5 protein-coding genes are annotated in these 13955 nt (G+C 72.3%); 3 read left to right on the top strand and 2 right to left on the bottom strand.

Annotated features, from left to right (window positions below):
- The first annotated feature begins 606 nt into the window (after positions 1-606).
- From ACZ592_RS12255 to ACZ592_RS12265, 3 genes are all read left to right on the top strand, one after another.
- Positions 607-1062: an acyltransferase gene (locus ACZ592_RS12255; protein WP_471581911.1), complete on the top strand. Its 456-nt coding sequence runs from the start codon at positions 607-609 to the stop codon at positions 1060-1062.
- Positions 1059-1796 (top strand): SGNH/GDSL hydrolase family protein, encoded by a 738-nt coding sequence (locus ACZ592_RS12260; protein ID WP_471581454.1) that lies wholly within the window; start codon positions 1059-1061, stop codon positions 1794-1796. The genes ACZ592_RS12255 and ACZ592_RS12260 overlap by 4 nt, the downstream gene beginning before the upstream one ends.
- 211 nt (positions 1797-2007) lie before the next feature.
- Complete coding sequence (locus ACZ592_RS12265; RefSeq protein WP_471581455.1) at positions 2008-2880, top strand: ion transporter; 873 nt, start codon at positions 2008-2010, stop codon at positions 2878-2880.
- Positions 2881-3066: 186 nt separating this feature from the next.
- Here the strand turns inward: ACZ592_RS12265 and ACZ592_RS12270 are convergent, their stop codons facing one another.
- Together ACZ592_RS12270 and ACZ592_RS12275 are read right to left on the bottom strand one after the other, a co-directional pair.
- Positions 3067-9600: a condensation domain-containing protein gene (locus tag ACZ592_RS12270; protein ID WP_471581456.1), complete on the bottom strand. Its 6534-nt coding sequence runs from the start codon at positions 9598-9600 to the stop codon at positions 3067-3069.
- A gap of 2 nt (positions 9601-9602) precedes the next feature.
- Entirely contained in the window at positions 9603-13949 is a 4347-nt protein-coding gene (locus ACZ592_RS12275) for a type I polyketide synthase (RefSeq protein ID WP_471581457.1), read from the bottom strand.
- Between the last annotated feature and the right edge of the window lie 6 nt (positions 13950-13955).

A 13955-nucleotide genomic window follows, 5' to 3' on the forward strand; every position in this document is an offset into this window, starting at 1 on the left:
GGGCGCATGGCGTCCTAGAGAAGGGCCAGCAAGGCGCCGGCATGAGTCCCCGGGTCGACCTCGGGGCTCGTGCAGGAAGAGTCTCACGGCGGGAACGGCCCTCGCACGTGGCATGGGCCGTTTCTTCAAGAACGGCTCTTTCCGATGACCGCCGCGGCCGACCACTGACCTGTGCTCTGCGCGTACACCTGCTCGTGCGAGCGGGCAATGCCGAGGAAACCAGGTCGACCCGGCGAACGTTCGCCCGGGTCGGGGCCAGACTCCAGTCCGCCAGACCCTTGTTCGCATTTGACTTTCAGTTCGAATAATTTTGAGCACACGCTACCCACATTGAATGTTTAGGAAACAATTTTGAATTTTTCCCCCTGATTGGGCAGCACATAAAACATGTCCCGAAATTTCCTGTCACGCATCAGGGAATGGCTCCACCGCCTCGCCTGTGGAGCCGTGCATTGCGCGTGGAAAGCGGCCGGAGAGCTGGGGCGCGTCACAGCGTCCCGGCCGGCGCGATTCCGGTTCGCGCAACTCGGAGACGGAGCCTGCCTCGCCTTTCCACCGGGAGCCATCTTCGGCGAACAGTGCATCGTCATCGGGGCTGACACCTTGGTGGGGGTCGAGGTCAGCATCTCGGCCGGGTTCCTGCCCGGACAGGATCTGGGCACGGAACCCATCATCGAGATCGGCCGGAGGTGCTCCGTCGGCCGGGGCTCCCACATCGTGGGCCATCGCTCGGTACGGATCGGCGACGACGTGTTCATCGCCCCGTACACGTACATCACCGACCAGAACCACACCTTCGACGACCCTGACCGGCCGATCGGCATTCAGCAGCCGGTCAACCATCCGGTGTCCATCGGCGACGGCTGCTGGCTGGGCACAGGCGCCATCGTCCTGCCAGGCACCCAGCTGGGCCGCAACGTCGTGGTGGCGGGGGGAGCCGTCGTTCGCGGCACCTTCCCCGACCACTGCGTCGTCGCCGGAGTCCCCGCCCGCGTCATCCGCAGGTACACCCCCGGCCACGGGTGGCAGCCACCGTCCGCAACCCGAAGGAAGGCAGTATGAAGAAGCCACCGGAAGGCGACATCGCCATCATGATCGTCGGCGATTCCATCAGCCACGGCAGCAGCGGTGACTGGACCTGGCGCTACTTCTTCTGGAAACACCTCAAGAACCACGGGGTCAGCGTGGACCTCGTCGGGCCGAAGGCCACTCTGGACAACATCCGTACGGCCGAGGTCGGCGACGACGACGACACCTATGCCGATCCCGAGTTCGACCGGGACCACGACGCGCAGTGGGGCCGTCCCTATCTCACCGAGAAGGACGAGATTCACGCCAAGGTCACCGAGTACGAGCCGGCGTATCTGCTGGCGCTTCTCGGCATCAACGACCTCTTCTGGTACGGCGTTCGGCCGCAGCAATTCGCCGACAACCTGAGGGAGTTCATCCAGAACGCGCGCCGGGCGGCGCCGGAGGTCCGCATCATCGTGGGCACCGTGATGGAGACCCGGAAGGCACTGGACGAACCGGACTTCGCCGCCCTGGTCGAAGCCACCAACGAGCGGATCCGGGCAGTGGCGGCCGAGGAAGATGTCGACGTCGCCGACACCGCTGCCGAGTTCAGGGCCGACGAGCACACCTGGGACGGTACCCACCCCAACCCCAACGGCGAACTGCGCATCGCCGCGGCCTTCGCCGACCGGCTCTCCCAGTCGCATGGTCTCGGAGCCACCTACTCCCGCCCCTACCCCGTCCTCGACGGGGTCGATCCCCGCGCCAAACGGCCCGTCGACTGACCCGAGGACCGGCTCGTCCGGTATTCGCCTCCCGTACTCGTCGAGTTGATTGACGTCGACTCGTACGGCGATGCGATGTTTCTCTTCCTGCGCGGCGCATGAGACGGGTAGACCGATGCATCTTGCCTTTCGAATGGATGTGACCCGGCGAGAGCAGATCGCGCGACGTGTGCGATCTCTCACGGAATCGCGCCTGTTATCCGCCTTGACGATGACAGTCATCCTCGCGAATTCCGGCCTCCTCGGCCTGGAGACATACTCGGGAATGAGCGAGCGGTGGCACGCCTCACTGCGTGCCGTGGAGCTCGCTTTTCTCGCCTTCTTCACGCTTGAGGTTGTTCTCCGGGCGCTGGCACACGCCGACCACCCCAAGGAGTTCTTTCGTGAGCCCTGGAACATCTTCGACGCAGTCCTGATCCTCTGCGCCCTCGTTCCGGCAGTTGGCGCCAACACCACGCTGCTGCGTGTCCTGCGACTGCTCAGGATCCTGCGAGCGGCCCGGTTCCTTCCACAGATCCGCATCATCCTCACCGCGTTGGTGAAGAGCGCGGCCGGTGCGGCCGGTTTCCTCGCCGTCGGCCTCATGGTGCTCTACATCTACGCGATGGTGGGGTGGATGTGCTTCGCCCGTGCCGATCCGGCGCACTACGGGTCGATCGGGCGAGCGGCACTCACGCTGTTCATCCTCATGACGCTCGACGACCTCGGACAAGCGGTTCGTTCAGGACTCGAAATCTCTCCATGGTCGTTCCTGTACTACGCCTCCTACGTACTGCTGAGCTCCTTCATGCTGGTCAATCTGTTGATCGGCGTGGTCGTCAATTCGCTCGAAGAGGCTCGTGAAGCGGAGAATGCGGCGGAGTCCGCCGGAGCGGGGAACACGGAGTCCGAGAACACGGCGTCCGAGAACACGGCAGGAGTACTCCCTGAATCGCCGCGACTGTCAGATACCTCCGACCAACCTCCAGACCCGACGAGCGTTCAGGACCGTTTCGCGACAGCCCGCCGAGCCCTGGACGATGCCGAGCGCCTCTCCCTGGGAGCGTTGACGCACCAGTCGAAGGGACCCCGCTCCGAGCGCTGATCCGGGGAAGCGTCCTCATGGGCCAGGGGTTGACTGCCGTACAGGGACACCACCCGCGCTCCGACGCACCCGCCGCCTGCGTGGTGGTGGAGGACGCCGGGCCGGCGTCCTCCACGACAAGCGCCAACTGCCCGTACTCATCAACGAGCGGTAGCCGTCCGCCCTTGCGGCAAACCGCTCACGGAGTCAGCGGGGGCGCCTCCTCCCGCGCGCGGAGGCACGGCGGTCGGCCCGGGCCTGTGCCGCGGCCCGGGTGGGGGGTGGCGAGGCGGGGGTTTCGAGGAACGCGGCAAGGCTCGCGACGGTGGGGTGGCGGAAGAGGTCGACCATCGAGAACTCGCGGTTCAGGGCCGTTTCCAGGAGGTTGTGCACGCGCGCGAGGTGCAGGGAGTGCCCGCCGAGGTCGAAGAAGTTGTCGTGCGGGCCCACGCGGTCGAGGTGGAGGATGTCGCACCACGTACGGACGACGAGTTCCTGGGTGGGCCCCGCCGGTGCGGCGCCGCCCGAGGACGCGTCGTTCCCGGCGTCGACCGGGATGCAGGTGGTCGGGTGGCCGTAGCGGTCGGGAAGGGTGGCCGGCGGCTGATCGGACGGCGTGGCGGTGTGCGCGCTCAGGCGGTGCACCAGGCGTGCGGGCGCGTCGACCCGGCCGCGGATGAACGGCTTGGACGCGTCGAGTCCGATCAGTACGTGGGAGCGGTCGTGACGCAGGGCGTGGAGGAAGGCACGCAGTCCCTCGCCGCGGCCGATGGGGTGGTAGCCGCGGGCCCGGCTGGGTTCGGTGAGGTGGTGGCCCCGGCTCATGCCGGTCTCCTCCCACAGGCTCCAGGCGAGGCTGCGGACACGGCGGTCCGCGCTGCCGTGCGCCCGCGCGTCCAGATGTGCGTTGGCGGCCGCGTACGCGCTCGCCAGCGCCGCGCCCAGCGCGCCGTTGACGGAGGAGAAGCCGATGAGAACCGCTTCCGGGCTGTCGGTGAGACAGTCGAGGAGGACCTGCGTGCCGGTGGTCTTGGGCGCGAGGACCTCGGCGAGGTCGTCGACGCTCTGAGTGAGAAACGGCTGTTGCCGGAAGGTTCCCGCGAGATGGAGGACCGCGCAGGGCTCCTGTGACCACCGTGCGCGGGCCAGCTCCACGGCGGCGCGCGTCTGGTCGGCGTCGCACACGTCGGCGGCGACGTAGAGGACGTCGTCGCTGCGGGCCTTGAGGGCTCTGAGTGTCTCCGTACGGGACCGGGCCACGAGGTCGTCGGGCGTCGCGGAGTCGGAAGGCAGCCCCGCGGAGTCCGCGGGAAGGCCGGACGATTCGTCAGGAAGCGGGGTGCGGCCGAGGATGAGCAGCCGTGCGTCGTAGGCGTCGAGCAGGTGGGCGCAGATCTCGGCGCCCAGGCCGCCCAGCCCCCCGGTGACGACGTACAGACCTCCGTGCCGCAGGGGCGAGCCGGTCCCGGCAGGGGATTTCGGCAGCTGGGCCAGGCGCGGGGTGAGACGGCGCCCGTCCCGTACGGCGGCTTCCGACTCGCCGGGGCGGGCGGCGAGTTCGGCCAGCAGGTGCGCGAGGTCCGCGTCGGGGCTGCCGTCACCGGGCAGGTCGAGGTGGGAACCCGTGAGCCAGGGGATCTCCTGGACGAGGCTGCTGAAGAGCGCGAGGCGGGCCGCCCGGTCGCGGTCGGGGCGGTCGCCCGGCACCGCGTGCTGGGTGTGGCGTCCGGCGACGCGCAGGGTGACCCCGCCGTCGGTGCCGTCCTCCTCGCGGCGGGCGGCGAGGGCCTGCACCAGGTGGATCAGGGCGGCGGTGCCGGCGGGGACGGGCGTGGGCGGACCGGCGGGGTCCTGCGCCGCGTAGGTGGTGAGGTCCACGATCTCGCCGGGGACGAGTCCGTCGGCGGCGAGGGCGGCGAACAGCCGGTCGTGGTCGTCCCGGTGGTCGGGGCGTATGCGGTAGTGGCCGTGGGCGAGCCGGGTGTGCTCCTCGCCCGGGTCGACGCGGGCGGCGGGACGCCCGTCCTCGGCGAGCCGGGCCAACAGCGCGTCGGCGAGGCCGAGTCGGTCCGCGAGGACCAGGACCGTGGTGCGGGAGAAGGGTCCTTGCTGCGGACGGGCGGGACGCCAGCGCCGTTCGTAGAACCAGTTGGGCAGGGTCCGCTCGTTGCCCAGGGCGAGGTCGGTGGTGCGGATCAGCTCGCTGAACGCGCCCGTGTGGAAGCCGTCGCGCAGCCGGGAACGCTGGATCTTGCCGATCTCCGTCTTGGGGATGTCCTCGCGGGCCACGGGCAGGACGTGGCTGGGGTTGAGGCCCGTGCGCCGCACAAGGTGGGCGCGGATGTCCCGGATGCTGTCGGCGAGGCCGGCCGGGCCGCCCCGCAGGTGGACGAAGAGGACGAGCGTGTCGGTGGTGGCGCCGGGGTCGCGGACCGCGCACGCCGCGGTGAAGGAGTTCTCGACGCTGTCGAGTTCCTCCACCACGGACTCGATCTCGTGGCAGTAGTGGTTGACGCCGTTGATGATGAGGACGTCTTTGGCGCGGCCGGTGATGGTGAGGGCGCCGTCTCGCAGGACGCCCAGGTCGCCCGTGTCGAACCAGCCGTCGGACGTGAACGCGGCCGCGTTGGCGTCCGGGTTGTCGTGGTAGCCGGAGGTGACGGTCGGCCCCTTGACCAGCAGGCGTCCCGGCACGCCCTCGGCCAGGGTGGTGTCGTGCTCGTCGACGATGCGCAGGGTGGTGCCGGGCAGCGGGCGGCCGACCTCGGTGAAGGAGGCGTCGTCACTGGTGGTGTCGAGGGTGAAGGCGTCGGAGTACGTGACGGCCGACGACGTCTCGGACATGCCCCAGGAGGGGCGCATCGCGGTGGCGGGAAGGCCGAAGGGCGCCAGCGCGGACAGGAACCGCCGGGCGACGCGGGGCATGATGGCTTCGCCGGCGTTCTGGATGAAGCGCAGGCACGACAGGTCCCAGCCCGCGTCGGCGGCATCCGCGACACGGTCGTTGACGAGTCCGAAGGCGAAGTTGGGTGCCCAGGTCAGCGTCACCCGGTGGGCGTCGACCGCCTCCAGCCAGCGCAGCGGCTCCTGCAGGATCCACGCGGTGGGGGCGTGGATCTGGCGGCAGCCGAGGTAGACGTCCCGGACGTGGAACATCACGATGCCCCCGACGTGGTCCAGGGGCATCCAGTTGAAGGACACCTCCCCCGCGCCGAATCCGTTGGCGGCGCCGGTGGCCGCGGAGCGGGCGAGCACGTTGCGGTGGCGCAGCGCGACGGCCTTCGGGGCGCCGGTGCTGCCCGAGGTCAGCAGCAGCAGCGCCACGTCGTCGGGGCCGACCGGGTGCGGGGCGCCCGGGTCGGCGGCACGGAGTTCGTCCAGGACGCCGAGGCGCGGCACGGTGGTCCAGGCACGGCGGGCGGCCGTCTCCGCCAGGGCGGCGGCGGTGCCGGCGTCCGTCAGGACCATGGGCGATCCCAGCAGTTCCAGGGCTCCCGCCAGCCGGTCCACGGCGGGGCCGTCCTGGGCGGGCGAGATGGGCGCGAGCGGAACGGGGACGATGCCGCCGAGCACGCAGGCCCAGAACGCGACGAGGAAGTCACGGTGGTCGGGGCACTGCAGGAGGGCTCGGTCACCGGCGCTCAGGCCGGCCGCCTGCAGCCCGCCGAGCACGCGCGCGGCCTCGGAGGCGAGCGCGGCGTAGTCCAGTGTGCGCGTCTCGCCCTGGTCGTCGATGAGCAGGATGTCGCCCTCGGCGGTGGCCGCGGCGCGACGCAGTGCCTCGGGGAGGGTCGCCACGTCGGGTACCGCGGTGCCGGGCCCGGTGAACAGGGCAGGACGGGTGGCCGCGGCGTCGGCGGCCGACGGGGCGTCGGAGGCGGCATGACCGGCCGGACCGGCCTCCCCCGTGCGGTCCTCGGCGAGCGGCACGGAGGTTCCGGTGTGGACCCGGTCCTGCGGGCTCGCCGCGGGGTCGTCGGTCAGGGTGACCTTCGCCGTGGGCAGGGCGCGCTCCCACTGCCGGATCAGCTCCTCGTCCAGGACCGGCAGGGCGCTCAGGGCGGCTTCGTCCAGCTCGCCGCCTCGGGTGCGGGGCAGCGAGGTGACCGCGACGCAGGCGCTCGGCACCAGGGCGGCGGGCAGGAGTGACGCGGCGTGGGCGCGCAGCCGGGCGGGGTGGAAGGCGCCGACGGGCACCACGTAGGCCACCAGTTCCTCGACACCGTCGGTGGTGGTCCGGGGCAGGACGGCACAGGCGCCGAGCGATTCCTCGCGCAAGAGGGCGTTCTCGATGTCGGCGCGCGGTGCGGTGAGGCCGTCGCGGCGCACCCGGTCGACGGCGTCGTCGAGGGTGAGGCGGCCGTCGGGCAGGAGGCGAGCGCGCCAGGAGGTGGGGTGCGTCGCCCCTGGCACGTGCAGCAGGCCGGGGATGCCGGTCGCGAGCGGGCGGGTGCGGGAGTCGACGACGGTGGCGGGACGGTTCCCCGGCGTACCGCTGCCGAGTTCGTGGTCGGTCAGGCCCGGGGTGCAGTGCAGGGCCGCGACGTAGCCTCCGGCTTCGGGCAGCGGCCACAGGCGGTGCAGTGCGGCGCCGGCGCCGGCGTGGAAGCGGTCGGCGAGGCGGGCGGTCAGCCGGCCGCCGTCGGTGTGGACCAGGCGCAGCCCGCGGGGTGCGTCGTCCAAGGCGGTGGGCGGCAGGAACGCGACGGTCGCCGGGGTGTCGTCGGCCCACGGGGCCGGGTGGACGGACGCGCCGTGCAGCAGGGGCCACAGCAGGGCGTGCACGGCGGAGAGCAGGGCGCCCGGCCGGTGGTGCAGGACGATGTCGTCCCCGGTCAGGGGGGTGCGTCGCTGGAGCCAGTCCACGGTGTCGCAGAGCTGGGCGTGGGTGACCCGCACGGGTCCGTGGTCGCCGTGGACGACGACGGCCGGGTCCGTGGGACGTACGGGCGGGCCCTGCGGGTCGTCGGCGCCGTCGGCCCGGGCGGCCGGCAAAGACGTGAGGTCGAGTTCGGGCAGCGGGTGCGCCCAGGGCGGCGGTCCCTCGGTGAGCAGAACCTGTGCCTCGCTGTCGGCGAGGAAGGCGTGGGCCGCCGCCTCGGGCAGTGCGGGGTCCACGGGGACGCAGACCGCGCCGAGCCGCAGCAGGGCGAGCGCCGTCGTCACGGAGGCGGGGCCCGGCGGCAGGCACAGGGCGGCGCGTGCGCCGTGGCGCAGTCCCCGGGCGTGCAGCCAGTGGGTGGCGGCCCGGACGCGTTCGGCGAGGTCCGCGTAGGTGTACTGGTCGGTGGCGGTGGTGAGGGCCGCGGCCTGCGGGGTGCGCAGGGTCTGGGCGGTGAGGCGGGCGGGCACCGTGTCGGGTGCGAGGGCGGGGAGGTGCGGGAGGGTGTCGGTGTCGTGCAGGGGGAGGTCCGCCACGGGGCGTTCGGGGGCGCGGACGGCTTCGGCAAGAAGACGCCGCAGATGATCCGTCAGGCCTCGGACCGTGGCCTCGTCGAAGAGGTCGGTGCTGTACACGATGGTCCCGCGCAGTTGCCCCTCGTCCTGCCACAGGTGGAATTCGAGGTCGAAGCGGGTCGACGCGCGCGGCAGCGCCTCGGCCTTCAACCGCGCACCGGGCAGGGCGCGTTCGGTGTCCGGGGTGTTCTGCAGCGCGAAGAGGGTCTGGAACAGCGGCGTGCGGCTCGCGTCACGGTCCGGCTGGAGGTCCTCCACCAGCTTGTCGAGCGGAACGTCCTGGTGGGCGAAGGCACCGGCGCACATCTGCCGTACGCGGGCGAGGAGTTCAGCGAAGGACGGTTCGCCGGACAGGTCTCCGCGCAGCACGAGGGTGTTGACGAAGAGGCCGAGCAGCGCCTCGGTCTCGACCTGGTCGCGGCCCGCCACCGGGGACCCGACCAGCACGTCGTCCTGGCCCGTGTACCGGTGCAGCAGCGCACTGACACCCGCGAACAGGGTCATGAACAGGGTGGCCCGATGGACGCGCCCGAGGGCGGTGAGCGCCTCGGTCAGCTCGGCGGGCAGGGTGAGGTCGACGCGGGCGCCCCGGAAGGTCTGCTCCTCGGGACGCGGACGGTCCACGGGCAGCCGCAGGGTCGGCAGCTCGCCGCCCAGCTGGGTGCGCCAGTAGGCCAGTTGTCGCTCCAGCTCGTCCCCGGCCAGCCGGTCGCGCTGCCACTCGGCGAAGTCCGCGTACTGGATCTCCAGGGCCGGCAGCCCGGTGGGCTCGCCCGAGAGGTGTTCTCGGTAGAAGGCGGTCAGCTCCCGGGTGAGGAGGTTGAGCGACCAGCCGTCGGTGATGATGTGGTGCTGACAGAGGACCAGCAGGTGCCGGTCGGGGCCCGTGGTCACCAGCGCCGCCCGCAGCAGCGGTCCTCGGGTCAGGTCGAAGGGCCGGTCCACCCAGTCCAGGGCCCACTGGCGCTCCTGCTCGGGCGTCAGCGCCACGGTCTCCAAGGACGCCTCGCCGGCAGGGGCCACCACCTGGTGCGGTTCGCCGTTCTCCGTGGTGAAGGTGGTACGCAGGATCTCATGGCGCGCCACCACCTGCTCCAGGGCGAGCCGCAGCGCGGCCACGTCCACCCGGCCCGACCAGCGCAGCGCGAGGGGGATGTTGTAGTACGGGTTCTCCCGCTGCAACTGGTGGAAGAACCACATGCGCTGCTGGGCGTACGAGGCGGGGAACCGCAGCGGCCCCGCGTCGGCGGGAGTGGTGGACTCGGGATGCTCGACCAGGGACACGGCTACTCCGTCTTGTCGGTCTTGGCGTGCTGATCGGACGTGTCGCCCGGGGCGGCCGGGGCGGCCGTGGCCGTCGCGGCCGTCGGCAGGCCTCGGCGGGCGCTGCGGCGGATGCGGCCCGCGGCGGGCGGTGCGGCCTGTTCGAGGAGGAGGACGAGGTCGGCGACGGTGGGCGCGTCGAAGATGCGGCGCAGCGACAGGTCGGCGCCGCAGCGGTCGCGCAGCCGCGCCATCAGCTGCATGGCCAGGAGCGATTCCCCGCCCAGGTCGAAGAAGTTGTCGTGGATGCCGATGCCGTCGATGCCGAGCACCTCCTCCCACACCGCGACGACCTCTTTCTCCCGTGCGGTCGTCGGGGCCGTGTGGGCCACGGACAGGTCGGGGCGGCGGTTGAAGGAGCGGCCGACGGCGGCGGCCCGCGGACCGGCGGAGGCGTCGGTGCGGGGCACCGCGCCGCGGCGGGCGACGACCAGGGTGTGGTCACCCTCGTCGTCGGTGCCGGAGCGGGGGAAGACGGTGACGTCGGCGAGGCCCTCGGCGGTCAGCAGTTCCTGCCACACCTTGGGGCCGACCAGGGGGGAGCCGTCGCGCAGGTCGTCGTCGAAGTACCACCAGCCCTCGTACAGGCCGGTGGTCATCAGCGACCAGCGCTGCTGCCGGGACGCCTCCAGGAGCATCGCCACGCCGTCGGGGACGAGGAGTCCGCAGGCGTGGCGCACCGCTTGGCGCAGGTCGGGGGTGGCGTGCAGCACGTTGAAGGCGAGGACCAGGTCGAAGGAGGCGGCGGGGTAGCCCTGCGGTGCCGGATCGCGGGTGACGTCGAGGACACCGAACTGAAGGCCCGTCAGCCCTTCTTCCTCGGCTCGGCGCTGGCCGTCCAGGACGAAGGAGCGGCCCAGGTCCGTGAAGTGGTACTCGACGCCGGGCAGTGAGCGCAGCTCTTCGGCCACCTCCCAGGTGAGGTAGCCGCGTCCGGCGCCGACCTCCAGGATCCGCACGGGCCGCCCGTCCGCCTCGGCGGACAGCCTGGCCACCGTGCGGGCGATGAGCCGTCGGTAGAGCGGGATGTCGCTGAAGGCGAGCCGGCGGTCGATCAGGGCCCGCTGGCGCTCGTCGCTGCCGTCGGGCAGCAGCACTTCGGTGCCCGCCAGGGTCCCGGAGAGGACCTGCGGGTAGTTGCGTACGCAGTGGTCGAGGTAGGCGAGATCCTCGGCCTGGTCGGGGTGGGCGCGGACGATGGCGGCGGTGAGCGCGGCCGGATCGCCGACGGAGGCGGCGGCCTGCGTGAAGCGCAGCCGCCCGGCGTCGGCGGTCAGGATGCCGTCGTCGGTGAGCAGGCCCAACAGGGCGTCCACGAAGGGACGGTAGGCCGGGACGGTACGGAACGCCGCGTGGACGGCGTCACGTTCGACGACGGCTCCGGGGGCGGTGGGGATGCCTGCCCGGCGCAGCAGCTCACAGACGTGGGCGGACGCCAGGGTGTCGAGGTTCGCGGTCAGTTCGGCGGGAAGCCGGCGGGCGGCGTGCTCGGCGCGCAGGTCCTGTTCGGCGCCGGTCATCCAGTCCAGGTGCGCGCGGAGGTCGACGGGGAAGCGTTCCGCTCGCGGGGAGGCCTGGGCCCCGGCGGGCGGCTGGACGTCGATCCAGTGCCGGGCGCGGGCGAAGGGGTAGCCGGGCAGCGGGACGCGCCGCGGCCCGGGGCCGGCGGGCAGGGCGCTCCAGTCGACGTCCGCGCCGTGGCTCCAGGCCTCCCCCACGGCGTGGAGCAGGGCGCGGCGGTCCGGTTCCTGGGCCTGGGGATGGCGCATCAACGGCACGACCGGCGTGCCCGGGCCCGCCTGGCTCCGGACCAGTGTGGACAGCGCGCGGCCGGGGCCGACCTCCAGCACGAGCGGGTCACCCTCGGCGAGCAGGGTGCGCAGGCCGTCCGAGAACCGCACGGGATCCCGGGTGTGGCGCACCCAGGCGGCGGGGTCGGTGGCCTGCTCGTCGGTGGTCCAGGCGCCGGTGAGGTTGGAGACGTACGGGATGCGGGGGACGCCGAGTTCGACGGTGCCCAGCGCCTGGGCGTAGGTGTCGAGCACCGGGTCGAGCAGCGGGGAGTGGGCGGCCGCGCCGAAGCGGATGCGCCGGTGGTCGACGTCCTGTTCCGTCAGCCGTCGTTCGGCGCGGGCCAGTGCGGACTCGGGTCCCGCGAGCACGCAGGCGCGGGGGCCGTTGACCGCGGCGAGCGACAGTTCCGGGTCGACCCTGACCGCCTCGCTCTCGTCGAGGGCCACGCCCAGCATGCCGCCGCCTCCCGCGGCGCGTGCGAACAGTTCCTCGCGTCGGACGACCAGCGGCAGTGCCTCCTCCAGGCGCAGCACCCCGGCCACGCATGCCGCGGTGTACTCACCGAGGCTGTGGCCGAGCAGCGCGGCGGGGCGCAGGCCCCAGGACGTCACGAGCCGGGCCAGCGCGTACTCGGTGGCCAGCAGTGCCGGGAAGACGCCGCCGGTCGTGGGTTCGTCCTCGTACAGCATGTGCCGCAGATCGGTGGGCAGGTGCGGGCGCAGGATCTCGGCGCAGCGGTCGATCTGCTCGCGGAACACGGGTTCGCCGTCGTACAGGTCACGGCCCATGCCCAGGTGCTGCGATCCCGCGCCGGGGAAGAGGAAGACCACGGGGCGTCCGGCGACGGCCTGGTGGGCCGGGCCGCCCGGGGCGAGCGCGCGGGCCGCCTCCGCGGTGTCGCGGGCGACGACGGCGCGCCGGTAGGGGTGGGTGCGGCGGCCGGAGCGCAGGGTGTGGGCCACGTCGGCGAGGGCGAGGCCCGGTTCGTCGTGGAGGCGGCGGCCGATCCGCCGGCCGAGGTCGTCGAGCGCGTCGGGCGTGCGGGCGGAGAGCAGGAGGACGTGCTCGTGCTCGGCGCCGCTCTCGGCGCGGGGTGCGGGGGCGGGGGCCTCCTCCAGGATGACGTGCGCGTTGGTGCCGCCGATCCCCAGGGAGCTGACGCCGGCGCGGCGCGGGTGGGGCCGGGCCTCCCACGGCCGTGTCGTGGTGGGTACGTAGAAGGGGGTCGCGTCGAGCGAGAGGTGCGGGTTGGGCGTGCGGTAGTTCACGGTCGGCGGCAGCGTGCGGTGCTCGAGGGCGAGGACGGCCTTGATCAGGCCCGCGATGCCCGCGGCGGCGTCCAGGTGCCCGATGTTGCTCTTGACCGAGCCGAGCGCGCAGTAGCCGGTGCGGTCGGTGTCGAGCGCGAACGCCCGTGTCAGCGCCGCGACTTCGATGGGGTCGCCGACCGGGGTGCCGGTGCCGTGCGCCTCGATGAGGCCGATGGTGTCGGCGTCCACCCCCGCCAGGGTCCTGGCGGTGACGAGCACCTCGGCCTGGCCGACGACGCTGGGGGCGGCGAAGCCCACCTTGCGGTCGCCGTCGTTGTTGACCGCGCTGCCCTTGATGACGGCGTGGATGTGGTCGCCGTCGGCGAGGGCGTCGGCCAGCCGCTTGAGCAGCACGGCCCCGACCCCCTCGCCCCCGATCATGCCGGTCGCGTCGGCGTCGAAGGGACGGCACCGCCCGTCCCGGGAGAACGGCCCGTCCTGTACGTAGCGGTAGCCCTGGCGCAGCGCCGGGTTGAGGGACACACCGCCGGCGAGGGCGACGTCGCACCGCTCGTCGAGCAGGTCCTGGCAGGCCAGGTGCACCGCGACGAGCGAGGTCGAGCAGGCGGTCTGCACCGACAGGCTGGGGCCCTTCAGGCCGAGTTCGTACGAGACGCGGGTGGCCAGCGTGCTGTTGACGTTGCCGAGCTGTGCGTGGTGCAGGGCCAGGCTGTCCCCGGCGCGCACCCGCGGGTAGACGTGGTCGAGGAAGTAGCGGCTCTGCTGGGCTCCCGCGTACACGCCCACCAGGCCTTCGGTGGTGCCCGGGCCGTAGCCGGCGTGCTCCAGGGCGTGGTGCGCGCATTCGAGGAAGAGCCGCTGCTGCGGGTCGAGGAGTTCCGCCTCGGCGGGCGGGTAGCCGAAGTACTCGGCGTCGAACTCGTCGATGCCGTCGACGACGGAGGCCATCTTGACCAGGTAGGGGTCATCGAGCTGGGCCGGGTCACCGCCCGCGGCGACGTAGTCGGCGTCGCTGAGCGGCGCGACCGCCTCGCGGCCCGCCGTCAGGTTGTCCCAGAAGGCCGCCAGGTCGCGCGCGCCGGGGAAACGGCCCGCCATACCGATGACGGCGATGTCCGTGTCGGCGTGTCCCTCGTCGGGCGCCTCTGCGCCGGATGACAGTGCGCTGCCCGCACTGTCCGCACTGTCCGCACTGCCTGCGTTGTCTGTCCTGTCTGCGCTGCCTGCGTTGTCTGTGCTGTTCACGGTCCT

The organism is Streptomyces sp. NPDC040622 (assembly GCF_055593965.1).

What these genes read in the sequence shown, in the direction of transcription:
- ACZ592_RS12260 (WP_471581454.1), top strand. Translation starts at nt 1,059, where the DNA reads ATGAAGAAGCCACCGGAAGGCGACATCGCCATCATGATCGTCGGCGAT.
- ACZ592_RS12265 (WP_471581455.1), top strand. Translation starts at nt 2,008, where the DNA reads ATGACAGTCATCCTCGCGAATTCCGGCCTCCTCGGCCTGGAGACATAC.